The following is a 22,831-nucleotide window of genomic DNA, read 5'->3' as shown; positions in this document are numbered from 1 at the left end:
ACTCGCCAGGCGGCGAACCCCGAGCACTGAACTACGCTTCAGTTACCGCCAAAACGAGCAGGAAGCCAGGCATGAATATTCGTCAAAACATGATCGCCTCCGGGGTTCTCAGCCTACTGGCCATTGCCCTGGTGGCGGGTCTCGGTCTGTGGGGACAATCGCGCCTGGCCGGCGCACTGCATGACAATGAACTCAATGCCAGCGCCCTGCGCAACCACCTGGAGGCCGACATGATGCACGACGCCCTGCGGGCCGATGTGCTGGAGGCGCTGAGCAGCGAACCCGGCGACAGTGCGGCCGGCGAGGAGGTGCGTAGCAGCCTGCGTGAACACGGCGACTGGTTCCGCAAGTCTCTGGCAGAAAACGCCAAGCTGCCCCTGGCAGCGGATATCCGCGATGCCATCAGCGAGCTGCAACCGGTCCTGGAGAACTACATTCATGCCGCCGAGAGCATCGCCGACCAGGCCCTCAAGGACCCGCAGGCGGCACGCCTGCACATGCAAGAGTTTTCCCAACGTTTCAGTGAAGTGGAAACTCGCAACACGGCATTGAGCAGCAAGATCGAAGCGATTTCGGCACAGACTCGCCAAGACAGTGAACGTGCCGTGCGCCAGGCGGCTGGGTGGCTGATCGGCGGCAGCCTGATTGCCGCCCTGGCCCTGTGCCTGCTGACCCGCCAGTTGCTCATCCGGGTACTCAAACCCCTGGAAAAGTCGGTCGCCACCGCCCGGGCCATCGCCCAGGGCAACCTGACCACCGTTATCAGTATCGACAGCCGGGACGAAGCCGGGCAGTTGCAGCAGGCCCTGGGTGAAATGCAGGACAACCTGCGGCAGATGATCACCACCATCCGCCACGAGAGCGAGGAGCTGCGAGGACGCTCCCACAGTCTCAGCGACACCTCACTGGGCATTGCCGACGGCGCCACCGAGCAGGCCGACGGCGCCACCAACATGGCCGCGGCCATGGAACAGATGATCAGCAACATTGCCCAGGTCGCCGAGCACGCGCGCAATGCCCAGAGCATTGCCGCCCAGTCCGAATCCCTGGCCGGCAGCGGTGGCCAGGTCATCCTCGGGGTGGTGGACGGCATGAGCCACATTGCCGAAGCGGTGAACAACTCGTCCCAGAGCATCACCGCCCTGGGACAGTCCTCGGAAGAGATTCATTCGATCATCCAGGTGATCAACGGCATTGCCGAGCAGACCAACCTGCTGGCCCTGAATGCCGCCATCGAGGCGGCCCGGGCCGGCGAGGCCGGACGCGGATTTGCCGTGGTCGCCGACGAGGTGCGCAACCTCGCGGCGCGCACCGCGCAATCGACCCGGGAGATCACCGACATGATCCAGCGCATCCGCGAAACCACCGAACAGGCGGTGAGCAGCATGCAAACCGGGGTCAGCCGGGTCAACGACGGGGTCCACATGGCCCAGCAAGCGGGGACCTCGATCAATGAGATACGCCAGGGCGCCCAGCGCTCGGCACTGATGGTGGAGGAGATTTCCCACACCATCGGCGAACAGTCCAAGGCCGGCAGCGAAGTGGCCCAGCGGGTGGAAATGATCAGTCAGGTAGCGCGGCGCAACAGCCAGGCCATGCGGGACCTGACCCTCACGGTGGAGCAGATGGAAAACTCCGTGGCCACGTTGCAGACGTCGGTCACCCGCTTCCGGCTTTGAGCGGATCGGACGCCAGGACGGGCAGCCCCCCTACACTCGTGCGCGCCGTCCCCCTTGAGCAATGACTGAGCAGGTGAATGTGATGCAGATCGGAAGCGTACTGTTACTTTTCGTCGCCCTGGCGGTGGCCCTGGTCTTCATGGGCTTCAAGGTCGTGCCCCAAGGCTATCAATGGACCGTGGAGCGCTTCGGCCGCTACACCAACACCCTCAAGCCGGGGCTGAACATCATCATTCCGGTGATGGACCGCATCGGTCGCAAGATCAATGTCATGGAAAGCGTGCTGGACATCCCTCCCCAGGAAGTCATCACCGCCGACAACGCCACGGTGAAAATCGACGCCGTGTGCTTCTTTCAAGTGGTCAACACGGCCCAGGCCGCCTACGAGGTCAACAACCTCGAGCACGCCATCCGCAACTTGCTGCAAACCAATATCCGTACCGTGCTCGGGTCCATGGAACTGGATGCGATGCTCAGCCAGCGTGACGCTATCAACGAGAAACTCCTGCGTACCGTCGACGAAGCCACCGCGCCCTGGGGCATCAAGATCACCCGGATCGAAATCAAGGACATCAGCCCACCCGCCGACCTGATGGCGGCCATGTCCGGGCAGATGAAGGCCGAACGGGTCAAGCGCGCACAGATCCTTGAGGCCGAGGGTCTGCGGGCGGCGGCCATCCTCACGGCCGAAGGCAAGAAACAGGCGCAGATTCTGGAAGCCGAGGGCGAGCGTCAGGCGGCGTTTCTCGAATCCGAAGCCCGGGAGCGTCAAGCCGAAGCTGAAGCCCGGGCGACCCAGGTGGTGTCCGAAGCAATCGCCAGCGGCAACGTTCAGGCGATCAACTACTTCGTGGCGCAAAAATACATCGATGCCCTGGGCAAGCTGGCGGCAGCCAACAACAGCAAGGTGATCCTGATGCCGCTGGAGGCCAGCCAGGTGATCGGCGCCGTGGGCGGCATTGGCGAAATCGTCAAGGCCACGTTCGACGGCAAGAAAGGCTGAGGCACGCACCATGCTGGCATACCTGCAAACCCTGTCGTTCTGGGATTGGCTCGCCCTGGGCACCCTGCTGCTGATCTTCGAGGTGTTCGGTGCCGGCGGCTACCTGCTGTGGATAGGGCTGGCCGCCGCTTTCGTCGGGGCCATGACATTCCTGATTCCCGGTCTGTCCTGGGAGGTGCAGCTTTTCCTGTTCGGCCTGCTATCGGTGCTGACGGCCCTGTACTGGTGGCGACGTCAGCGCAGCGTGGCCCGCCCCAGCGACCAGCCGAACCTGAACCTGCGGGGCCAGGAACTGATCGGCAAGACCTTCGTCGTGCATCAGGCAATCATCAATGGCCGCGGCCGGATCAAGGTCGCCGACGGGGTGTGGATCGCCAAGGGCGCCGACGCGCCGGTGGGGTCTCGGGTGCGGGTGATAGGTCAGGAGGGCGCCGTCCTGCTGGTCGAAAACCTTGACTGATAGGTCACGGAACTCCGCTGGGGTATCTAGAATCAAACCGTGCAGATCCCCCCCTGTTGGAGTCACCCATCATGCGTCTGAAAATAGCTGTCGCCACCCTTGCCCTGCTTTCCCTTCCCGTTGGTTCGGCGATGGCCGACACCTTCTGGCGTAACGTCATTTCCTCCGGTGCCACCACTGGCTCCACTTACCTGACCTTCAAGGACCACAAACTGATCGTCGCCGCTCAGGACGACGCCGGTAGCTTCGTCGCCAGCGAAGGCAGCATCCGCGGCCCATACCTGGAAGCCGCGATGCAGAAAGTCCGCGCCGACAACCCTGGCCTCAAGGCCACCGACATGGAGCTGGCCAACGCCATCCTGGCCAAGAACGCCGTCGCCCAGGAGTAAGAACCGGCCCTGGAATCGCCAAACAACAACGCCGACCTCTGGGTCGGCGTTTTTTTGCCCGGACAATGGCCTATACGGGAGTCGAAGCCCGAGACACGGCAGCCAGGCCGGCCAGGGCGTAACTCATCATGTGCTCGATCAACGCCGGCGGATCGAGGGCCAACCCAGGCAACACATGGCGCGTCAGCGGCTCATGGGCAATCAGCAGAAACAGGCATGGCGCAAACACGCTGACCGCGCTGCGCAACGTGGCCGGGTCGTCCGGCGGCAGTTGCATGATCTGGCCGAGAATGTTGCGCACGATCTGCGCCTTGGGAAAGGCTTGCTCCTCCAGCACCTCCGGCAACACCGACGAGGGCGACAGCAGCTCGCGGGTCAGCACCTTCAGCGCCCAGCCCTCGCGCTGGTTGGCCAGCCCCTCGATCAGCACGGTGACGATGGCTCGCAGCTTGTCCTCGGCGCGGTCCTGGCTCTGGCTCAGGGTGATCATCGTCTCGATCCGCAGCAGGCGGTCATGGGCTTCGCGCAACACCGCCCGATACAGGCCGTCCTTGTTTTCGAAGTGATAATTGACCGAGGCATTGTTGGCCTTGGAGTTCTCGCAGATCTGCTTGCTGGTGGTGTTGGCGTACCCCTGCTCGGCAAACAGCTGGCCGGCCGTTTCCAGAATCTGCTGGCGAGTCGCCTGGCCATCCTGGCGCGGTGCACGGGCCGCAGGCGTCTGCGGGGAAGCGGAAAGATCCATGGCTTTCTCACTAAGTTAAATTCAAATTTGACTTTTATTTATGCGCTGCTTAGCTACAAAGCGCCAGTTTCTCGTGCAACCACGCATGAGGGAGTACAGGAAGAGGCCGGCCACTCGTCTAGTCAAGCCAAAGGATATCAGCATGGAAGCGCGCGTCATGACCCCCTTCACCTACTTCTCCCTGCCCATGCAGAAGCTGTTCCTGCGCAACCAGGCGGCGGTCAGGAACAAGCCCTATGGCAAATATTTCCGCTCGGAAATGCGTGTGCCGCTGTCCGCCGTGCGCAAGATCCAGCAAGGCCCCATGGACCTCAAAGACACCCTGACTCCGAGTGTGGAGGACATCAATCGCCTGCTCGACCCGGACTTCGTCAGCGAAGAGTCCGGCTATGCCCTGCTGCCCGGCCCGATGGCCTATGTGCAGAGCCGCAAGTTCTTCCCCGGCTGCAGCGCACAAATGTTCAAGTGGTGGTTCATGTGGCACCCGGCGGAAGCGGAGCGCTATACCCTGTGGTTCCCCTACGCCCATGTCAGTAATCCATGCGTGAACCACCAGCGCCTGGGTGACGCGTCCTTGAGTTTCGAGGAGCGTTTGTACGGCAATACCTTCTGTGCCTCGGAATATGTTGGCGACCGCCTGATGCACCTGCATATCGATTTCAAGGAGCCGGCCAGCCTGGGCCTGGACCCCGACCTGTATCGCGAAGCGAAAATCGATGGCAGCGTCAGCGCCCTGATGAGTCTGGCCGAGCATCCGCAGGTGCCGGTGTCACTGATGGTGCATCTGTTCAAGGAGGTTCCGGGCGGCATGTACCTGACCAGCCGCTACTGGGTCGGTTCGCACCCGTCGATGACCCGCTTTCCCGGGGCAGAAAAAGCATCGGCACTGCTCAAGGAAAGCGGTTTCGGCGAAGCCGAGCTGGAAACCCTGGCCTATGAGTTCGCCGTTCACGACATGTGCGAGTTCAATCATCTGGCCAGCTTTCTGCCGGACCTGTATCGGGAGTTCGCTACCGCTTCGGCCTGAAACTCCGGTCATTGAGCCCGCATCCAGTGCAGGCTCAATGCAGTCAAAGGATCAACGTTGGGCGCCAGAACAGACACCGTTGATCAGTAAATCAGTGAATTCCTCAATATCCTGTTCCGCGCTCAACTGCTCGGTCAGCAGCCGATACCAGCAAAAACCGAAAATCATATCGAGCAGCAATTCGCGATTGGTGTCCTTGGGCAACTCACCATTGCTGATGGCATTTTCCACCAACTTTTTCGGCATCTCCCTTCTGCGCTCCATGAACTGATCCTTGAGCTGGGTCAATGTAGCTGGATCCAGCTGGGCTTCGGCAATCACACAGCGAAACGCCTCTCCGCAAATGGTTTCTCGCCAGACTTTCCAGAGATTACGCAGCAAAAAGTCAAGATCCGCCTTGAATGAGCCGAGATCAGGAAACTTTCTCACCTGTTCGCTCTCGTTTTCATAGACTTCCGCGATCAACGCCGCTTTGTTCGACCACCACCGATAGATCGTCGGTTTGCTGGCGCCCGCCCGGCGCGCGACCGACTCAATGCTGAGCCCGGAATAACCGCATTCCTTGAGGATCTCGATGGTGGAACTGAGGATGGCTTTGTGGGTATGCGGACTTCGCAAAGAGCCGATGGAGCTGCGAGATGGGGTACGAGCCACAATAAAAAATCTCCAGGCAGGGCGCTTGACAATCGCAACGCAGGGTATAGGATTCCCTCGAATCGAAATGAAACGGTCCGTTTCGTTTCATTTCATTTCATTCTTGAAAGAATCATGAATTTCTTACACCGATCCATCTAGTTCTTAAAATTTCTCGTAAGGGTTGAGCTGATCAAGCCTTGTAACTCTGGGTTCCTCGAATTCTAGGCTTAAACCCTTTCCTCTTAAGAGACTGGATCGTCTGAAATTATTATTAAACGAAACGTTCCGTATCATAGCACAGCGAGGTGAAGAAAAACAGCTTTCGAGCGGGTTTTCCCCTTTTTGGAACCTGCTCTGAAACCCCTCTGGCCTGAGGGTTTACGCGGTGTCGGCCAGAGTCGGGCAGCACAAACTGTTTTCCGTATGTTTCAAGAGTGCTTCTGAGCAAGCACGACCCAGTTTTCTCAAAATGAATGGAATCAAGAGGAAAATGAACGTGAAAAAAGTAGGCATTGTCAGCTACGGCGCGGCTGTTCCGGTATGCCGTCTCAAAGTTCAGGACGTGATCAACGTCTGGAAAAACACCGACCTCAAGCTGGTGGAGGAAAGCCTCGGTATCAGCGAAAGAGCGGTGCTGCAGCCGGATGAAGATGTCATCACCCTCGGCGTGCAGGCAGCGCAACGGGCCCTGGACAAAGTCCCCGGCCATGAGCTCCAGGCCCTTTATCTGGGTACTTGCACCAACCCCTACGATTCACGAGCCTCGGCCTCGATCATCCTGGAAATGCTCGGCAGCGGTTACGACGCCTATTGCGCCGACGTCCAGTTCGCCGGCAAGTCCGGGACTTCCGCCCTGCAGATCTGCCAGGCCCTGGTGGGATCCGGCATGACCGGCAGCGCCCTGGCCATCGGCGCCGACACCATCAACCGCAACACCGCGCCGGGCGACCTGACCGAGTCCTATGCCGGGGCCGGCGCCGCGGCATTGCTGATCGGCACTCAGAATGTCATCGCCGAGTTCGACGCCAGCTTCTCTTGCGCCGCCGATATCGCCGACAACATCCGCCCCCAGGGTGATCGCTACATTCGCTCCGGGATGGGCCTGGGCTCGGACAAGAACAGCATCGGCCTGGAAGACCAGACCCGTCGCGCCGCCGAGGGACTGATGGCCAAGCTGCATACCAGCCCGGCCGACTATGACTACGTGGTATTCCAGCAGAACCTGGTGTCTACGCCCTATTCCCTGGGCAAGCACCTGGGCTTCAACAGCCAGCAGATCGAACCGGGGATCTACGCCGGTGATGTCGGCGACACCGGTGCCGCCAGCCCGCTGCTCGGCCTGATCAACGTGCTGGACCAGGCCCGTCCGGGGCAGAAGATCCTCATGGTGTCCTATGGTTTCGGGGCCGGCAGTGACGCCATCGCCCTGACCGTCACCGACGCCATCGAGCAGTACCAGAAGCACAACAAGCCCCTGCGCGAACTGCTCGAAGCCAAGACCTATGTCGATTACGGCACCTCCATCAAGTACGAGTTCAAGTACCTGCGGGCTGACTACGCCCTGACCGCCTATCTCTGATTACGCCTGTCTACGCAAGGAGCATGCACATGTGCGCACGTCGTGTTGCAATCGTTTCGGCCGCCTATACGCCGAAGCCCGGAAGTTCACGAGTTCGGCAGACGTTCAAGGAAATGATCGTCGAGTCCGCCTATAAAGCCCTCAAGGACGCCAAGATGCATCCCCGGGAAATCCAGGGGGTCGCCTACGGCTATCACGGTGAAGGCATTTCCGAATATGGCGGCCTGGGGCCGACCATTTCCGACGCCCTGGGCATCAGCCCGGCGCCGACCTTCATGAGCACCGCCAACTGCACCAGCAGCTCGGTGTCGTTCCAGATGGGTCACCAGATGGTGGCATCCGGTGAGTACGACATCGTCCTGTGCGGCGGTTTCGAGAAAATGACCGATCACTTCAACTACGCCGAGTACATCGGCTCCAGCACTGAATGTGAATACGACTACTTCCTCGGCATCTCCCACACCGACGCCTTCGCCCTGGCCACCGCCGAGTACTTCCAGAAGTTCGGCTATGCCGGTCGCGAGGCCGATGTCCTGGCCACTTTTGGCCGGCAGATGCGCGTCTATGCCCACAACACCCCGACCGCCACCCGCTACGGCCAGCCGATTCCCACCCTGGAAGCGCTGAAGAACAGCGAAGCCTGCGGCTCGATGCTGGCCTGGGGCGAAGCCAGCGGCTGCGCGATCCTGGTGGCCGAGCACCTGGCCCACAAGTACACCGACAAACCGGTGTTCGTCCGCGGCTGCGCCTACACCGGCGTCTCCCACTACTTCGGCACGCGCTTCCACAACCCGACCCTGCACCATCCGGGCCTGCCCAAGGACGTGGGCATGGCCGTCTCGGCCAACTCCATCGCCTGCGCGGAAATTGCCTACAAGAAAGCCGGGATCACCGCCAAGGACATCGACGTGGCCCAGGTCTACGACCTGCTCGGCGCCGGGCTGATCCAGATGGAATCCATGGGCATCTGCGGCAAGGGCCAGGCCGGCGATTTCGTACTCGAAGGCGGCATCGCCCTGGACGGCCAACTGCCGCTGAACACCGACGGCGGCAATATCGGCCGCGGCCACGCTTCCGGCTGCGACGGCATCCTGCACATCACCGAGCTGTTCCGGCAGCTGAGAGGTGAATCCGACAACCAGGTCAAGGGCGCACGCATCGGCGTGTCGCAGAACCTTGGCGGTTATGCGGCGCACAACTCAGTGATTGTCCTCTCGAACGACTAAGGAGACCGGACCATGTCCATGTACCCAGAACAGATCCACAGAATGACCACCGCCAGCATGCTCCGCGAATGGCGCGAGCATGGCGGCAAATACCGCCTCGAAGGCAGCCAGTGCGAAGAATGCAACGAGATCTTCTTCCCCCGGCGCACCGTCTGCGGCGCTTGCAACTCCCTGAGCGTGAAGCCCTACCGCTGCAAGCGCACGGGCAAGATCGAAGTCATGGCCCACGCCGAGAACCCGGTCCTGGCTGCCATGGGCTACGGCGAAACCGTGCCGCGCATGATGGCCATGGTGCGCCTGGACGACGGCCTGGTGATCGCCTCGGAAATCGTCGACGTCTGCGACCCGCAACAGCTGAAAGTCGGTGCGCCGGTGCGCATGGTGATTCGCAAGCATGTGCGCGAAAGCAACCTGGCCTGGCAATACGCTTATAAGTTCGTACTGGATATATAAGTTGTTGTTCAAGGTGCCTTCATATAAGGCACCTTGAAGTTAGTCATTAAAATAAAATCCAACTTAAAAGTTACATCAACGGCCACTTCACGCCTAGAAGTTGCCTTAAGGTCCTGATTTCCTTTAGGTCCTAAAGATTCCTTTGCCTATTTAACGGGGACTATCCCCACAACTTAATTATTGGCCTACCTATAGCCAAGGACCCATCATGTCTACACTTTGCCTCCCACATGTAATGTTTCCGCAACACAAGATCACCCAGCAACAAATGGTTGATCACTTGGAAAACCTGCACGCCGATCACCCACGCATGGCCCTGGCCAAGCGCATGATCGCCAACACCGAAGTCAACGAGCGCCATCTGGTGTTGCCGATCGACGAGTTGGCGGTGCACACCGGCTTTACCCACCGCAGCATCGTCTACGAGCGTGAAGCCCGGCAGATGTCGTCCGCTGCGGCACGCCAGGCCATCGAGAATGCCGGGTTGCAGATCAGCGATATCCGCATGGTCATCGTCACCTCCTGCACCGGCTTCATGATGCCGTCGCTGACCGCGCACCTGATCAACGACCTCGGCCTGCCCAACTCCACCGTGCAACTGCCGATCGCCCAGCTGGGCTGCGTGGCCGGTGCCGCGGCCATCAACCGGGCCAACGATTTCGCCCGGCTCGATGCGCGCAACCACGTACTGATCGTGTCCCTGGAGTTCTCTTCGCTGTGCTATCAGCCGGACGACACCAAGCTGCATGCCTTCATCTCCGCGGCGCTGTTCGGCGATGCGGTGTCGGCCTGCGTGCTGCGCGCCGATGACCAGGCCGGCGGCTTCAAGATCAAGAAGACCGAGTCGTTCTTCCTGCCCAAGAGCGAGCACTACATCAAGTACGACGTGAAGGACACGGGCTTCCACTTCACCCTCGACAAGGCGGTGATGAACTCCATCAAGGATGTGGCGCCGGTGATGGAGAAGCTCAACTACGACAGCTTCGAACAGAACTGCGCGCACAACGACTTCTTCATCTTCCACACCGGTGGCCGCAAGATCCTCGACGAACTGGTGATGCACCTGGACCTGGCCTCGAACCGGGTGGCGCAATCGCGCAGCAGCCTGTCGGAAGCCGGCAACATTGCCAGCGTGGTGGTGTTCGACGTGCTCAAGCGTCAGTTCGATTCCAATCTGAATCAGGGCGACGTCGGCCTGCTGGCGGCCTTTGGCCCGGGCTTCACCGCAGAAATGGCGGTGGGCGAGTGGACCGCCTGAAGTAGCGCCCTGCGTCTGTCCGACCCGAGGTTGCCGGGCTGCACGGCCACCTCGGGTCGCACCCCCACGGCGCACCGCGCCGGGTTCATGGTTTCACAAGGAAGCTGAGCGATGAACGCTGGAATACCGACCACGGCTGCCGACAGCCGTTACGAAAGAACCATGGTGCTGCTGCTGTCACTGAGCTTCGGGCTGGTGGGGCTGGACCGCTTCATCATCCTGCCGCTGTTCCCGGTGATCATGCACGACCTGCAACTGGACTATCAGGACCTGGGCTACTTGTCCGCCGCGCTGGCCTTCACCTGGGGACTGTCCGCCCTGGGCATGGGCAGCGTGATCGAGCGCCTGGGCACTCGCCGCGTGCTGGTGATCTCCATCACCGTACTGTCGCTGCTGTCCGGCTTCTCCGCGCTGGCCACCGGGGTCCTCGGGCTGGTCATCTTGCGCGGGCTGATGGGCATCTGCGAAGGCGCCTTCACCCCGACCAGCATCATTGTCACCGACGAAGTCTCGCGCCCCGACCGGCGCGGACTGAACCTGGGCATCCAGCAGGCGCTGTTTCCGATACTCGGCCTGTGCCTGGGGCCGCTGATCGCGGCCGGCCTGCTGCAACTGACCGGCTCCTGGCGTGCGGTCTTCGCGATCATCGCCCTGCCCGGCCTGCTTCTGGCCGGCTACCTGTGGAAGGCCTACCGGCCGCTGCCGGCAACACCCCGTACAGGGTCCGACGCCAGCGCCGGGCGCCACTGGCTGGCGGCCTTCAAGAGCGGCAACGTCAGCCTGAACATCCTCATCATGTTCTGCATCCTCACTTGCCAGTTCGTGCTTTGCGCCATGCTGCCCAGCTACCTGACCGACCATCTGCACCTGCAGAACCTGTCCATGGCCCTGGTCATCTCGGCCATCGGCCTGGGCGGCTGCATCGGCCAACTGATCATTCCCGGCCTGTCCGACCGCCTCGGGCGCAAGCCGGTGGTGTCGGTGTGCTTCATGACCAGCAGCACCCTGGTGGGCCTGCTGATCGTCAGCCCGGCGATTCCCTGGCTGCTGTTCCTGCTGCTGTTCCTGCTGTCGTTCTTCAATTTCAGCCTGATCTGCATGACGGTGGGCCCGCTGACCAGCGAGTCCGTGGCCCCCGCCCTGTTACCGACGGCGACCGGGATCGTCGTGGGTTTCGGCGAGATCCTCGGCGGCGGGCTGTCCCCGGCCGTGGCCGGGTTTGCCGCCAGCCATTTCGGCCTGCCGTCGATCCTGTACGTGGCCCTGAGCGGCAGCCTGGCGGGCTTGTTCCTGTCATTGCTGCTCAAGGACAGTACGCGCCAACCCCAGCGCGCGCTGGCCTGCGGGCCGCTGCCTATCCTCCCCGCCCGCTTGCCCCTCAAGGACTAGAGAATCATGGATGATTACCTGCTGTTGCTGGATGTCTGCCACAAGGATCAACGCGCCATCGGGCTGTTCGACTTTCACAATGGCCAGAGCCTGCGCGCCCTTTCCGAACATGGCGGGCTGTACGAAACCCTGCAGTTCTGCGCCCGCCGCCATCTGAACTGGAGCGAACACCTGCGTAGCCTCCCGGCCCATCCCCGGCTGCCTGCCGAAGGCCATCCGCAAGGACCGCTGCGCCCGCCGCTCAAGCCCAGCGACAACCTGCTGGCCCAGGTCTGCGAGGTCACTCTGAACACCGCGCACACGCACCAGGGCTGGTTCTACAAGGGCAACGGCAACCTGCTCAAGACCGATGGCGAGGCGCTGGCGATCCCCTACCACGCCCTGAGCATCAGCAGTCAGCCAGGGGTGGTCTGCGTGTACCTGGTGGATCACTTCAAGCAACTGCGGTTTGTCGGTTTCAGCCTGGGCCAGGACATCCACGACCCGCTGTTGAGCCACCAGGATGCCAGCTCCTGCGCGCAATCGCGGCTGCGCCAATGCGCCATCGCCCCGGCACTGATCCTTGGCGAACTGCAGCACAGCCTGTCACTCAATGTCCGGGTGGAACGCCAGGGCGCGCAGTTGTCCTACCTCGGCTACCACCTGGATCTGCAGAACTGGTGGGCGCTGCGCAAGTATTCCCAGACGTTCCTCGAACAAAACGAGCAGTTCCTGCAACCGGGCATGGTCCACTACGTGTTCCACAGCGCCAGCCGGCGCGAGAACGAACTGCAGCTGCAGCACGGCGACTGGCTGGACCTGGACTGCCCGGAGCTGGAGCTGGGCCTGAGCAACCAGGTCAGCGAAGAAGAGCTGCTGCACCTCTATCCCCTGGAGAGCCAGCCACACCGGGGCCGCACCCACCGCACCCGCCCGACGCGGCTACGCCAGCACTACTGAGGCGAACTCAGCGATAGGCCGCCACCGGGACACAGGCGCAGAACAGGTTGCGGTCACCGTAGACGTTGTCCACCCGGTTGACCGTCGGCCAGTACTTGTGGGCCCGCGTGTGGGCGCTGGGCAGCACCGCCCGCTCGATGCTGTAAGGCCGCTCCCAGGTCCCGGCGATATCCGCCAGGGTATGGGGCGCGCCCTTGAGCGGATTGTCCTCGGCCGGCCAGTTGCCCTCCTGGACCTGGGCGATCTCGGCGCGGATGCTCAGCATGGCCTCGACAAAGCGATCCAGCTCGGCCTTGGACTCGCTTTCGGTGGGCTCCACCATCAAGGTGCCCGGGACCGGGAACGACATGGTCGGGGCATGGAAGCCGTAGTCCATCAGGCGCTTGGCCACATCCTCCTCGCTGATGCCGGTCAGGGCCTTGAGCGGTCGCAGGTCGAGAATGCATTCATGGGCCACCCGGCCATTACGCCCGCTGTAGAGCACCGGGAAGGCCCCGCTTAGCTGGTCGGCCAGGTAATTGGCGGCCAGGATCGCCACTTCGCTGGCATCCGCCAGTTGCGGCCCCATCAGGGCGATGTACATCCAGCTGATGGGGAGGATGCTGGCGCTGCCCCAGGGCGCCGCGCTGACCGCGCCGTTGTCCGCCAGCGGCCCGTCGATCGGCACCACCGGGTGATTGGCGACAAAGGGCGCCAGATGGGCGCGCACGCCGATCGGCCCCATGCCCGGGCCACCGCCGCCGTGGGGAATACAGAAGGTCTTGTGCAGGTTCATGTGGGAGACGTCGGCGCCGATGTCCGCCGGCCTGGCCAGCCCCACCTGGGCGTTGAGGTTGGCGCCATCCATGTACACCTGGCCACCGTGGCTGTGGATAACTTCGCAGACCTGGCTGATGCCCTCTTCATAGACACCGTGGGTCGATGGATAAGTCGCCATCAGGCAGGACAGACGATCACCGGCTTCGGCGGCCTTGGCTTTCAGGTCCTCGAGATCGACGTTGCCGGACTCGTCACACTCGACGATCACCACCTGCATCCCGGCCATCTGCGCCGACGCCGGGTTGGTGCCATGGGCCGAGGCCGGTATCAGGCAGATATGCCGCCCGCCTTGCTGACGGCTCTCGTGGTAGCGACGAATCGCCAGCAACCCGGCGTACTCGCCCTGGGCCCCGGAGTTGGGCTGCATGCAAACCGCGTCGAACCCGGTGATGGCGCACAGCCAACGCTCCAGCTCCTCGATCATCAAGGTGTAACCGACGGCCTGCTCCCGCGGGGCGAAAGGGTGCAGGTTGGCGAATTCCGGCCAAGTGATGGGGATCATCTCGCTGCTGGCATTGAGCTTCATGGTGCAGGAGCCCAGGGGGATCATCGACTGGTTGAGCGCCAGGTCCTTGTTCTCCAGCTGCTTGAGGTAGCGCAGCATCCGGGTTTCGCTGTGATGGCCGTTGAACACCGGATGGGTCAGGCAGGGGCTGCGCCGCAGCAGTTGGTCGGGCAGCCCTGACTCCAGCGCCTCGGCGTCCAGTTCAGCGACGTCCAGCCCGTGATCGGCACCGAGAAACACATCCAGCAGCCGGGCCACGGTGGTTTCGTCACAGGTTTCATCCAGGCTCAGGCCCAGCCGGCCGCGCCCGAGAATCCGCAGGTTGATCTGCAGCGCCCTGGCGCTCTCGATGATCGCCGTCTGGCTGCTCCCGACCTCCAGGGTCAGGGTGTCGAAGAAGTGCCGGTTGACCCGGGTGATCCCCTTGCGCTCAAGGCCGGCGGCGAGAATGCAGGTCAGCCGATGCACCCGCTGGGCAATGCGCTTGAGCCCCGCCGGGCCGTGATAGACCGCATAGAAGCCGGCGATGTTGGCCAGCAGCACCTGGGCGGTGCAGATGTTGGAGTTGGCCTTTTCGCGGCGAATGTGTTGCTCGCGGGTTTGCAGGGCCATGCGCAGCGCCACCTGGCCCCGGGCATCCTTGGACACGCCGATGATGCGCCCGGGCATGGCGCGCTTGTACTCGTCACGGCAGGCGAAAAACGCCGCATGCGGACCGCCGTAGCCCATGGGCACGCCGAAGCGCTGGGAGGAACCCAGCACCACGTCGGCCCCCAGCTCGCCGGGTGGGGTCAGCACCAGCAGGCTGAGCAGATCGGCAGCGACGCAGGCCAGCGCCTGCTGTGCGTGCAGGTGGTCGATCAGCGGCCGCAGATCGACGATCTCGCCGTGGGTATCCGGGTATTGCAACAGGGCACCGAACACCTGGTGCGCGGGCAAGTTATCCACAGCGTCGACGATCAGTTCGAAGCCAAAGCCTTCGGCCCGGGTACGCACCACGGAAATGGTCTGCGGATGGCAGTGTTCATCGACAAAGAACAGATTGCTCTTGGACTTGGTCACGCGCTTGGCCAGGGCCATGGCTTCAGCGGCCGCCGTTGCCTCGTCGAGCAACGAAGCGTTGGCCAGGTCGAGGCCGGTGAGGTCGATGGTCATCTGCTGGAAGTTGAGCAGCGCTTCGAGCCGGCCCTGGGCGATTTCCGGCTGGTAGGGCGTGTAGGCGGTGTACCAGCCGGGGTTCTCCAGCACGTTGCGCAGGATCACGGTGGGCGTCAGGGTGCCGTGATAGCCCATGCCGATCAGACTGGTCCAGACCTGATTCTGCGCCGCATAGCCCTTGAGCCGGGCCAGGGCGGCCTGTTCATCCAGCGCTGGTGGCAGGTCCAGGGGGCGGTTGAAGCGGATTCCCGGCGGCACCGTCTGCTCGATCAGCTCGCTCCGGCTGCCCAGCCCGAGGCTGGCGAGCATCGCCTGCTGCTCCTCGGCGTCGGGACCCAGGTGCCGGTTGAGAAAAGCGTTGGGCTCGCGTAACTGGCTCAGGGACGGCGACTGGGACATGGCAGGCTCTCCGATAAGCGGTGCTCAGCGTCGGTACAACAGGGTGCAAAGCAGCATAGCAGCCGATTCCACCGCTCGACGCACTGGCGTCCCGAGGCAATCGGTACCATCATGCAGGGCGTTCGCGCGCCAGCCCCGGCGCGCCTCAACCCCTGCTCCCATCGTCCGCTTATCGGGTGTCCCACTGTCATGAGCCAACTGCCATTCCTGCCGTTCTCCAAACCCACCATTGATGAAGCCACCATCGCCGCCGTCGGCGAAGTGCTGCGTTCGGGCTGGATCACCAGCGGTCCCAAGGTCCAGGCTTTCGAAGCCCAGCTTTCGGAGTTCTTCGGCGGGCGCGCGGTGCGTACCTTCAACTCCGGCACCTGCACCATGGAGATCGCCCTGCGCATCGCCGGCATTGGCCCCGGAGATGAAGTCATCACCACGCCGATTTCCTGGGTCGCCACCGCCAACGTGATTCTCGAAGTGGGCGCCACGCCGGTGTTCGCCGACATCGACCCGATCACCCGCAACATCGACTTGGCCCAGGTCGAAGCGGCGATCACCCCGCGCACCAAGGCCATCATCCCGGTGTTTCTGGCCGGCTTGCCGGTGGACATGACTCGCCTGTACGCCCTGGCCAGGAAACACGGCCTGCGGGTGGTGGAAGACGCGGCCCAGGCCCTGGGCTCCAGCTGGAACGGCCAGCGCATCGGCGCTGGTGGCGATTTCGTGTCCTTCAGCTTCCAGGCCAACAAGAACGTCACCTCCTCCGAGGGCGGCTGCCTGGTACTCAACACTCCGGAGGAAGTGCGCCTGGCCGAGAAGTACCGCCTGCAAGGCGTGACCCGCAGCGGCTTCGACGGCCTGGACGTGGACGTGCTCGGCGGCAAGTTCAACATGACCGACGTCGCGGCCGCCATCGGCCTGGGCCAGTTTGCCCATATCGAGGCAATCACCGCCCATCGCCGCGAGCTGGCCCGGCACTACTTCGAATGCTTCGGCAGCGACTTCGAGGCCCGCTATGGCGCCCAGCTACCGCCGGCAGATTTCAGCAACAGCAACTGGCACCTATTCCAGCTGGTGCTGCCGGAGCGTAAAGATGGCAAGCCGGCCCGCGCCACCTTCATGGAGCAGATGCAGGAACGCGGCATTGGCATCGGCTATCACTACCCGCCGATTCATTTGCTGAGCCTGTACCGCGAGCGCGGTTTCAAGGAGGGAATGTTCCCGGTGGCGGAACGGGTTGGTCGGTTGATCGTCTCGTTGCCGATGTTCACCGCCATGGGCAAGGCCGACGTGGAACGTGCGGTGGCGGCGGTGAAAGAGGTGTTGCAGGCTTAAATGCCTTCGCGAACAGGCCCGCTCCCGGGAAACGGGAGCGGGCCTGCTTGCATGAACGGCTTACTCGCCGATGGCGGCCTTGTAGCCGGCGGCGTCCAGCAGCTTGTCCAGCTCGGCCAGGTTGCTTGGCTTGAGCTTGAAGATCCAGGCGTCGTAAGGCTCGCTGTTGAGCAACTCGGGGCTGGAGCTCAGCTCTTCGTTGACCGCGATCACTTCACCGGCCACCGGGGCATAGATGTCGGAAGCGGCTTTCACCGACTCCACCACACCGGCCTGGTCCCCCGCGCCAAACACATTGCCGACTTGCGTCAGCTCGACAAACACCACGTCGCCCAGGGCTTCCTGGGCGTGATCGCTAATACCCACGGTCACCGTGCCGTCGGCTTCCAGACGGGCCCATTCATGGCTCTCGGCAAAACGCAGGTGGGCAGGGATATCGCTCATGTTCTGTGTCCTCAGGAAGAAATGTCAGCGGCGCGATGCCGGCTGAAAAAGTTAGATCAAGGCTTTGCCGTGACGCACGAAGGTCGGTTTGACCACTCGCACCGGGTACCACTTGCCGCGGATTTCCACTTCGGCACGGTCAGCGGTGGCCATTGGCACCCGCGCCAGTGCGATCGATTTACTCAGCGTAGGGGAGAAACTACCACTGGTGATCTCGCCTTCGCCAACATCGGCGATGCGAACCACCTGATGAGCACGCAAAACCCCACGTTCCTCCAGTACCAAACCCACCAGCTTTTGCTTCACGCCCGACGCTCGCTCTGCCTCTAGGGCGGTACGACCGATGAATTTGCGCGACGCAGGTTCCCAGGCAATGCTCCAGGCCATGTTCGCCGCCAGGGGCGAGACATCCTGGTGAATATCCTGGCCATAGAGGTTCATGCCGGCCTCAAGACGCAAAGTGTCCCGGGCGCCCAGGCCGATGGGCGAGATTCCCGCCCCCACCAGATCGTTGAAGAAGGCCGGGGCCTGGTCGGCGGGCAGGACGATCTCCAGACCGTCCTCGCCGGTGTAGCCGGTACGGGCGATGAACCAGTCACCGTCGAAACCCGCTTCGAATGGCTTGAGCTGCTGGATCAGGGTGCCGCGTGACTGGGTTACCAGTTCGGCAATCCTGTTGCGTGCCTGCGGGCCCTGGATCGCCAGCATCGCCAGCTCCGGGCGTTCGTGCAGCTGCACCTGGAAGTCCCCCAGTTGCGCCTGCATCCAGGCCAGGTCCTGGTCCCGGGTCGCGGCGTTGAGCGCCAGGCGATAAGCGTCTTCGAGGCGATAGACGATCATGTCGTCGACGATGCCGCCGCGCTCATTGAGCATGGCGCTGTACAAGGCCTGGCCGGGCCTTTGCAGACGTTCGACATCATTGGCCAGCAAGCGCTGGAGCCAGGCCTTGGCCTGGGCGCCGCTGACATCGATCACGGTCATATGGGATACATCGAACACACCGCAATCACGTCGCACCTGATGGTGCTCCTCGACCTGCGAACCGTAATGCAAAGGCATATCCCAACCGCCAAAATCGACCATTTTCGCGCCGAGGGCGAGATGCAGGTCATACAGAGGCGTACGCTGTCCCATGGGTTTCTCCTTCCGGGCGTGGCGAGGGTGCGGACTGGCGCTGCTAGGGTGAAAGCCTTGAAATAGATGGCTTGCAGCCGATTTCAGCGTCCCGGCCAAACAACAGGCCGCACCGAATGCCGCGCATTGTAGCTGCAAGGTGCAAGGCTGGCACCTAACCGATTCGATGGGCCGAGCGACGGATCAGGCCAATCACCGGCAGCAGTCCAACCAGCACCAGGGTCAGCGCCGGCAACGACGCCCGGGCCCACTCCCCTTCGCTGGTCATCTCGAAGATCCGCACCGCCAGCGTGTCCCAGCCAAACGGGCGCATCAGCAAGGTCGCGGGCATTTCCTTGAGCACGTCGACGAACACCAGCAAGGCCGCGCTCAGGGTCCCGGGCAGCAACAGCGGCAGATACACTTTGAAAAACAGTCGCGGCCCACCCACCCCCAGGCTGCGCGCCGCTTCGGGCAGTGATGGGCGAATCCGCTCCAGGCTGCTTTCCAGCGGCCCGTAGGCCACCGCGATGAAACGCACCAGATACGCCAGCAGCAAGGCCGACAGGCTGCCCAGCAACAGTGGCTTGCCGGCCCCGCCCAACCAGCCGGACAACGGGATTACCAGTTCCCGGTCCAGGTAACTGAAAGCCAGCATGATCGACACCGCCAGCACCGAACCGGGCAAGGCGTAGCCCAGGTTGGCCAGGCTGACCCCGGCGCGGATGCCGCGGGTCGGCGCCTGGCGACGGGCGAAGGCCAGCAGCAGGGCCACGCTGACGGTGATCAACGCCGCCATGCCCCCCAGGTACAGGGTATGTACGATCAATCCGCCATAGCGTTCGTCCAGATCGAAGCGCCCGCGCTGCCAGAACCACGCCAGCAGCTGCAGCAGCGGAATCACGAAGGCACAGGCAAAGACCAGAAGGCACCAGCCCGTGGCCGCCACGGCCTTGATTCCCCGCAGGTGATACAGGGCCTTGCCCCGGGGCCGCTCGTTACCGGTGCGGCTGGCGCCCCGTGCGCGGCGCTCGCCGTACAACACCAGCATCACTGCCAGCAGCAACAGGCTAGCCAGCTGCGCAGCGCTGGAAAGGCTGAAGAAGCCATACCAGGTCTTGTAGATGGCGGTGGTGAAGGTATCGAAGTTGAACACCGCCACCGCGCCGAAATCCGCCAGGGTTTCCATCAGCGCCAGGGCCACGCCGGCACCGATGGCCGGCCGCGCCATGGGCAGCGCCACACGCCAGAACGCCTGCCAGGGTGATTGGCCGAGCACTCGCGCAGCCTCCATCAACCCCTTGCCCTGGGCCAGGAAAGCGTTGCGCGCCAGCAGGTAGACATAGGGATAGAACACCAGCACCAGCACCAGGATCACCCCGCCAGTGGAGCGCACCCGCGGCAGTCGCAGGCCGCTGCCGAACCATTCCCGCAGCAGGCTCTGCACCGGCCCGGAAAAGTCCAGCAGGCCAACGAAGACGAACGCCAGCACATAGGCCGGAATCGCGAAGGGCAGCATCAGCGCCCAGTCCAGCCAGCGCCGCCCGGGAAACTCGCAGAGGCTGGTAAGCCAGGCCAGGCTCACCCCCAACAGCGTGACGCCAACCCCCACCCCGAGCACCAGGGTCAGGGTGTTGCTCAACAGACGCGGCATCTGCGTGTCCCACAGATGGGACCAGATCTGCGCATCGACGGCCTGCCAGGACAACAGCAGCACACTCAGCGGCAGCAAGACCAGGGCCGCTACGGCAAAGACCAGGGGATACCAGCGACGTTGGGCGGGATGGGCCACAAAAAACTCTCGGGCAGGTGGAACGTACAAAGGGGAAGCGGCGGCACCATCGCGAGCGAGCCCGCTCCTACCGGCAGGCCGTTAAACAAAACGCCCCGCAGAGGCGGGGCGCAGTATAACGGCAGGCTCAGTTCCAGCCAGCGCGGTCCATCAAGCGGATGGCTTCGGCCTGACGCTTGCCGGCGATTTCAACCGGCAGGGTGTCGGCCACGAACTTGCCCCAGCTGGCCACTTCTTCCGAAGGTGCCACTGCCGGGTTGGCCGGGAACTCCTGGTTGACGTCGGCGAAGATCTTCTGCGCCTCGGGCGTGGTCATCCACTCCACCAGGGCCTTGGCCGCTTCCGGGTGCGGCGCATGCTGGGTCAGGCCGATGCCCGACAGATTGACGTGCACCCCGCGGTCGCCCTGGTTCGGCCAGAACAGCTTCACCGCCAGGTTCGGCTTCTGCTTGTGCAGGCGGCCGTAGTAGTAGGTGTTGACGATGCCGACGTCGCATTGCCCGGCATTGATCGCATCCAGCACGGCGATGTCATCGGAGAACACATCGGTGGACAGGTTGTTGACCCAGCCCTTGACGATCTCTTCGGTCTTCGCCGCACCGTGGGTTTCGATCAGGGTGGCGGTCAAGGACTGGTTGTAGACCTTCTTCGCGGTGCGCAGGCACAGGCGGCCTTCCCACTGCTTGTCGGCCAGGGCTTCGTAGGTGGTCAGCTCGGAAGGTTTGACCCGCTCGGTGGAGTAGGCCAAGGTCCGCGCCCGCAGGCTCAGGCCGGTCCAGGCATGGTTGGAAGAGCGGTATTGCAGGGGAATGTTGCTGTCGATGACCTTGGAAGTGAACGGCTGGAGGATGCCCATCTGCTCAGCCTGCCAGAGGTTGCCGGCATCCACGGTGAGCAGCAGGTCGGCGGTGGCATTCTCGCCTTCGGCCTTGATCCGCTGCATCAGCGGCGCTTCCTTGTCGGTGATGAACTTGATCTTCACCCCGGTCTTCTGGGTGTAGGCATCGAACACCGGCTTGATCAGCTCATCGATACGCGAGGAGTAGACCACGACTTCATCGGCGGCCTGGGCGGCGCTGCCAATGAATGTGAGGGCCAGGGCGGTCAGTAGACGCTTCGGTGCCAACATGGGAGCAGTCTCTCGATTTCGAAATGAGGCGAAATGATAAGGAGTCCCATTTGCTAGCTCAACCGAACCCGGCGCCGAGGCGTTACCAGATGTTGCGTGGGGCCGCCCTCCAGCACGTTTCGCCGGCGAACCGGCTCCTAGGCTCTGGCCAGCTCAGGGAGATCGCCGCTCAGGCCCAGGGCCTGGCGCACGAAGACCGCCTTGGCCTCGGGCATCTGCTCGATCACCTTGAGGCCGGTGTTGCGCAGCCAGCGCAGTGGCAGCGGATCGGCCTGGAACAACCGTTCGAAGCCTTCCATGGCCGCCATCAGCGCCAGGTTGTGAGGCATGCGCCGGCGCTCGAAACGACTGAGGACCTTGACCTCGGCCAGGCGCTCGCCACGACCGGCCGCTTGCAGCAGCACTTCGGCCAGTACCGCGGCATCGAGGAAGCCCAGGTTGACCCCCTGCCCCGCCAACGGATGGATGGTGTGGGCAGCATCGCCAATCAGCGCCAGGCCTTCGGCCACATAGCGCTTGGCGTGCCGCTGGCGCAGCGGTACGCAGAGCCGCGGGTCGGCACCGAGCACCTGGCCTAGACGGCCTTCGAAGGCGCGCTCCAGCTCAAAGCAGAAGCTCTCGTCGTCCAGGGCCATCAGGCGCTCGGCTTCAGTGGGCGTGGTGGACCAGACAATCGAGCACCAATCCTGCTGCCCATCCCGCACCAGCGGCAGGAAGGCCAGCGGGCCGGTATCGGTGAAGCGCTGCCAGGCGGTCATTTGGTGAGGCCGGCTGCTGCGCACGCTGGTGACAATGGCGTGGTGCAGGTAGTCCCATTCGCGGGTGGCACAACCGGTGAGGCGGCGTACCGCCGAGTTGGCGCCGTCGGCGGCGATCACCAGCGGTGCCCGCAACACCCGGCCATCGGCCAGGGTCAGCAGCCAGTCATCGCCGGAACGGCGCATCTGTTCCAGGCGGGCATTGGCCAGCAGGCCGACATCGCATTCGTGCAGACGTTCGAGCAGGGCGTCCTGCACCACCCGGTTCTCGACGATATGCCCCAGCACCTCGGCATGCACGCTGGACGCCGAGAAGTGGATCTGCCCGGTGCCGCTGCCATCCCAGACCTGCATCTCACAGTAGGGGCTGCTGCGACGCCGGACGATGCCGTCCCAGGCGCCCAGGCGTTCGAGAATGCGCTGGCTGGCCGCCGACAAGGCGCTGACCCGGGGTTCGAACGCTGACTCGGCGGCGAAGGGTTTGACACTCAAGGAGCCGCCATCGAGCAGCAGCACTTCCAGGCCGCTGCCCTGCAACGCCAACGCCAAGGCACTGCCGACCATTCCGGCTCCGACAATCAGCACATCTGCGCGCATTTCCA

Annotated in this window: 20 protein-coding genes; 12 read left to right on the top strand and 8 right to left on the bottom strand. The window is 63.1% G+C overall.

What is annotated here, in order from left to right:
• Window positions 1-71 precede the first annotated feature (71 nt).
• From BLV47_RS00235 to BLV47_RS00220, 4 genes are all read left to right on the top strand, one after another.
• The gene (locus BLV47_RS00235) at window positions 72-1,679 is read left to right on the top strand and encodes a methyl-accepting chemotaxis protein (RefSeq protein ID WP_092308549.1); all 1,608 of its coding nucleotides are present in this window, start codon (window positions 72-74) and stop codon (window positions 1,677-1,679) included.
• A gap of 82 nt (window positions 1,680-1,761) precedes the next feature.
• Window positions 1,762-2,682 (top strand): SPFH domain-containing protein, encoded by a 921-nt coding sequence (locus BLV47_RS00230; protein WP_092317004.1) that lies wholly within the window; start codon window positions 1,762-1,764, stop codon window positions 2,680-2,682.
• A 10-nt stretch (window positions 2,683-2,692) separates the two neighbouring features.
• On the top strand, window positions 2,693-3,142 hold the full coding sequence (locus tag BLV47_RS00225) for an NfeD family protein (protein WP_092308547.1): 450 nt from the start codon (window positions 2,693-2,695) through the stop codon (window positions 3,140-3,142).
• A gap of 71 nt (window positions 3,143-3,213) precedes the next feature.
• Window positions 3,214-3,531 (top strand): DUF2388 domain-containing protein, encoded by a 318-nt coding sequence (locus BLV47_RS00220; protein WP_016966055.1) that lies wholly within the window; start codon window positions 3,214-3,216, stop codon window positions 3,529-3,531.
• A 70-nt stretch (window positions 3,532-3,601) separates the two neighbouring features.
• Here the strand turns inward: BLV47_RS00220 and BLV47_RS00215 are convergent, their stop codons facing one another.
• The gene (locus BLV47_RS00215; RefSeq protein WP_092308545.1) at window positions 3,602-4,276 is read right to left on the bottom strand and encodes a TetR/AcrR family transcriptional regulator; all 675 of its coding nucleotides are present in this window, start codon (window positions 4,274-4,276) and stop codon (window positions 3,602-3,604) included.
• A gap of 142 nt (window positions 4,277-4,418) precedes the next feature.
• Here BLV47_RS00215 and phlG point away from each other — a divergent pair, with 142 nt between their 5' ends.
• Window positions 4,419-5,303 (top strand): 2,4-diacetylphloroglucinol hydrolase, encoded by an 885-nt coding sequence (gene phlG, locus BLV47_RS00210; protein WP_092308543.1) that lies wholly within the window; start codon window positions 4,419-4,421, stop codon window positions 5,301-5,303.
• Window positions 5,304-5,354: 51 nt separating this feature from the next.
• Here phlG and BLV47_RS00205 read toward each other — a convergent pair whose 3' ends face one another.
• Complete coding sequence (locus BLV47_RS00205; protein WP_092308538.1) at window positions 5,355-5,957, bottom strand: TetR/AcrR family transcriptional regulator; 603 nt, start codon at window positions 5,955-5,957, stop codon at window positions 5,355-5,357.
• Window positions 5,958-6,429: 472 nt separating this feature from the next.
• Here BLV47_RS00205 and BLV47_RS00200 point away from each other — a divergent pair, with 472 nt between their 5' ends.
• From BLV47_RS00200 to BLV47_RS00175, 6 genes are all read left to right on the top strand, one after another.
• Window positions 6,430-7,518 (top strand): hydroxymethylglutaryl-CoA synthase, encoded by a 1,089-nt coding sequence (locus BLV47_RS00200; protein WP_092308536.1) that lies wholly within the window; start codon window positions 6,430-6,432, stop codon window positions 7,516-7,518.
• 29 nt (window positions 7,519-7,547) lie between these two features.
• A complete protein-coding gene (locus BLV47_RS00195) occupies window positions 7,548-8,744 on the top strand; it encodes a thiolase family protein (RefSeq protein ID WP_016966051.1) in 1,197 nt (398 codons plus the stop codon).
• Between the two features lie 12 nt (window positions 8,745-8,756).
• A complete protein-coding gene (locus tag BLV47_RS00190; protein WP_060844923.1) occupies window positions 8,757-9,197 on the top strand; it encodes a Zn-ribbon domain-containing OB-fold protein in 441 nt (146 codons plus the stop codon).
• 208 nt (window positions 9,198-9,405) lie between these two features.
• Window positions 9,406-10,455 carry a type III polyketide synthase gene (locus tag BLV47_RS00185; RefSeq protein ID WP_092308533.1) on the top strand — a complete coding sequence of 350 codons (1,050 nt, stop codon included), beginning with the start codon at window positions 9,406-9,408 and terminating at the stop codon, window positions 10,453-10,455.
• 111 nt (window positions 10,456-10,566) lie between these two features.
• Window positions 10,567-11,844 (top strand): MFS transporter, encoded by a 1,278-nt coding sequence (locus BLV47_RS00180; protein WP_092308530.1) that lies wholly within the window; start codon window positions 10,567-10,569, stop codon window positions 11,842-11,844.
• A gap of 6 nt (window positions 11,845-11,850) precedes the next feature.
• Complete coding sequence (locus BLV47_RS00175; protein ID WP_092308527.1) at window positions 11,851-12,783, top strand: fumarylacetoacetate hydrolase; 933 nt, start codon at window positions 11,851-11,853, stop codon at window positions 12,781-12,783.
• A 7-nt stretch (window positions 12,784-12,790) separates the two neighbouring features.
• Here BLV47_RS00175 and gcvP read toward each other — a convergent pair whose 3' ends face one another.
• Window positions 12,791-15,664, bottom strand: coding sequence for an aminomethyl-transferring glycine dehydrogenase (gene gcvP, locus BLV47_RS00170; RefSeq protein WP_092308524.1), 2,874 nt, complete (start codon window positions 15,662-15,664; stop codon window positions 12,791-12,793).
• A 189-nt stretch (window positions 15,665-15,853) separates the two neighbouring features.
• Here gcvP and BLV47_RS00165 point away from each other — a divergent pair, with 189 nt between their 5' ends.
• Window positions 15,854-16,993, top strand: a complete 1,140-nt coding sequence (locus BLV47_RS00165; protein ID WP_092308521.1) for a DegT/DnrJ/EryC1/StrS family aminotransferase — start codon at window positions 15,854-15,856, stop codon at window positions 16,991-16,993.
• A 60-nt stretch (window positions 16,994-17,053) separates the two neighbouring features.
• Here the strand turns inward: BLV47_RS00165 and gcvH are convergent, their stop codons facing one another.
• The 5 genes from gcvH to BLV47_RS00140 form a co-directional block, all read right to left on the bottom strand.
• Entirely contained in the window at window positions 17,054-17,437 is a 384-nt protein-coding gene (gene gcvH, locus BLV47_RS00160) for a glycine cleavage system protein GcvH (protein WP_092308519.1), read from the bottom strand.
• Between the two features lie 51 nt (window positions 17,438-17,488).
• Window positions 17,489-18,571 carry a glycine cleavage system aminomethyltransferase GcvT gene (gene gcvT, locus BLV47_RS00155; RefSeq protein WP_092308513.1) on the bottom strand — a complete coding sequence of 361 codons (1,083 nt, stop codon included), beginning with the start codon at window positions 18,569-18,571 and terminating at the stop codon, window positions 17,489-17,491.
• A 154-nt stretch (window positions 18,572-18,725) separates the two neighbouring features.
• A complete protein-coding gene (locus BLV47_RS00150; RefSeq protein WP_092308510.1) occupies window positions 18,726-20,342 on the bottom strand; it encodes an ABC transporter permease in 1,617 nt (538 codons plus the stop codon).
• 127 nt (window positions 20,343-20,469) lie between these two features.
• Window positions 20,470-21,471 carry an extracellular solute-binding protein gene (locus BLV47_RS00145; protein ID WP_092308507.1) on the bottom strand — a complete coding sequence of 334 codons (1,002 nt, stop codon included), beginning with the start codon at window positions 21,469-21,471 and terminating at the stop codon, window positions 20,470-20,472.
• 137 nt (window positions 21,472-21,608) lie between these two features.
• A complete protein-coding gene (locus BLV47_RS00140) occupies window positions 21,609-22,826 on the bottom strand; it encodes a 2-octaprenyl-3-methyl-6-methoxy-1,4-benzoquinol hydroxylase (RefSeq protein WP_167365679.1) in 1,218 nt (405 codons plus the stop codon).
• Window positions 22,827-22,831: the final 5 nt, after the last annotated feature.

Origin of the sequence: Pseudomonas saponiphila (assembly GCF_900105185.1) — a bacterium.
GTDB classification, from domain to species: Bacteria; Pseudomonadota; Gammaproteobacteria; order Pseudomonadales; family Pseudomonadaceae; genus Aquipseudomonas; species Aquipseudomonas saponiphila.
The sequence above is the reverse complement of the archived record's forward strand: the minus strand, read 5'-3'. Positions and strand labels throughout refer to the sequence as shown.

What these genes read in the sequence shown, in the direction of transcription:
- BLV47_RS00235 (WP_092308549.1), top strand. Translation starts at nt 72, where the DNA reads ATGAATATTCGTCAAAACATGATCGCCTCCGGGGTTCTCAGCCTACTG.
- BLV47_RS00230 (WP_092317004.1), top strand. Translation starts at nt 1,762, where the DNA reads ATGCAGATCGGAAGCGTACTGTTACTTTTCGTCGCCCTGGCGGTGGCC.
- BLV47_RS00225 (WP_092308547.1), top strand. Translation starts at nt 2,693, where the DNA reads ATGCTGGCATACCTGCAAACCCTGTCGTTCTGGGATTGGCTCGCCCTG.
- BLV47_RS00220 (WP_016966055.1), top strand. Translation starts at nt 3,214, where the DNA reads ATGCGTCTGAAAATAGCTGTCGCCACCCTTGCCCTGCTTTCCCTTCCC.
- BLV47_RS00215 (WP_092308545.1), bottom strand. Translation starts at nt 4,276, where the DNA reads ATGGATCTTTCCGCTTCCCCGCAGACGCCTGCGGCCCGTGCACCGCGC.
- phlG (WP_092308543.1), top strand. Translation starts at nt 4,419, where the DNA reads ATGGAAGCGCGCGTCATGACCCCCTTCACCTACTTCTCCCTGCCCATG.
- BLV47_RS00200 (WP_092308536.1), top strand. Translation starts at nt 6,430, where the DNA reads ATGAACGTGAAAAAAGTAGGCATTGTCAGCTACGGCGCGGCTGTTCCG.
- BLV47_RS00195 (WP_016966051.1), top strand. Translation starts at nt 7,548, where the DNA reads ATGTGCGCACGTCGTGTTGCAATCGTTTCGGCCGCCTATACGCCGAAG.
- BLV47_RS00190 (WP_060844923.1), top strand. Translation starts at nt 8,757, where the DNA reads ATGTCCATGTACCCAGAACAGATCCACAGAATGACCACCGCCAGCATG.
- BLV47_RS00185 (WP_092308533.1), top strand. Translation starts at nt 9,406, where the DNA reads ATGTCTACACTTTGCCTCCCACATGTAATGTTTCCGCAACACAAGATC.
- BLV47_RS00180 (WP_092308530.1), top strand. Translation starts at nt 10,567, where the DNA reads ATGAACGCTGGAATACCGACCACGGCTGCCGACAGCCGTTACGAAAGA.
- BLV47_RS00175 (WP_092308527.1), top strand. Translation starts at nt 11,851, where the DNA reads ATGGATGATTACCTGCTGTTGCTGGATGTCTGCCACAAGGATCAACGC.
- gcvP (WP_092308524.1), bottom strand. Translation starts at nt 15,664, where the DNA reads ATGTCCCAGTCGCCGTCCCTGAGCCAGTTACGCGAGCCCAACGCTTTT.
- BLV47_RS00165 (WP_092308521.1), top strand. Translation starts at nt 15,854, where the DNA reads ATGAGCCAACTGCCATTCCTGCCGTTCTCCAAACCCACCATTGATGAA.
- gcvH (WP_092308519.1), bottom strand. Translation starts at nt 17,437, where the DNA reads ATGAGCGATATCCCTGCCCACCTGCGTTTTGCCGAGAGCCATGAATGG.
- gcvT (WP_092308513.1), bottom strand. Translation starts at nt 18,571, where the DNA reads ATGGGACAGCGTACGCCTCTGTATGACCTGCATCTCGCCCTCGGCGCG.
- BLV47_RS00145 (WP_092308507.1), bottom strand. Translation starts at nt 21,471, where the DNA reads ATGTTGGCACCGAAGCGTCTACTGACCGCCCTGGCCCTCACATTCATT.
- BLV47_RS00140 (WP_167365679.1), bottom strand. Translation starts at nt 22,826, where the DNA reads ATGCGCGCAGATGTGCTGATTGTCGGAGCCGGAATGGTCGGCAGTGCC.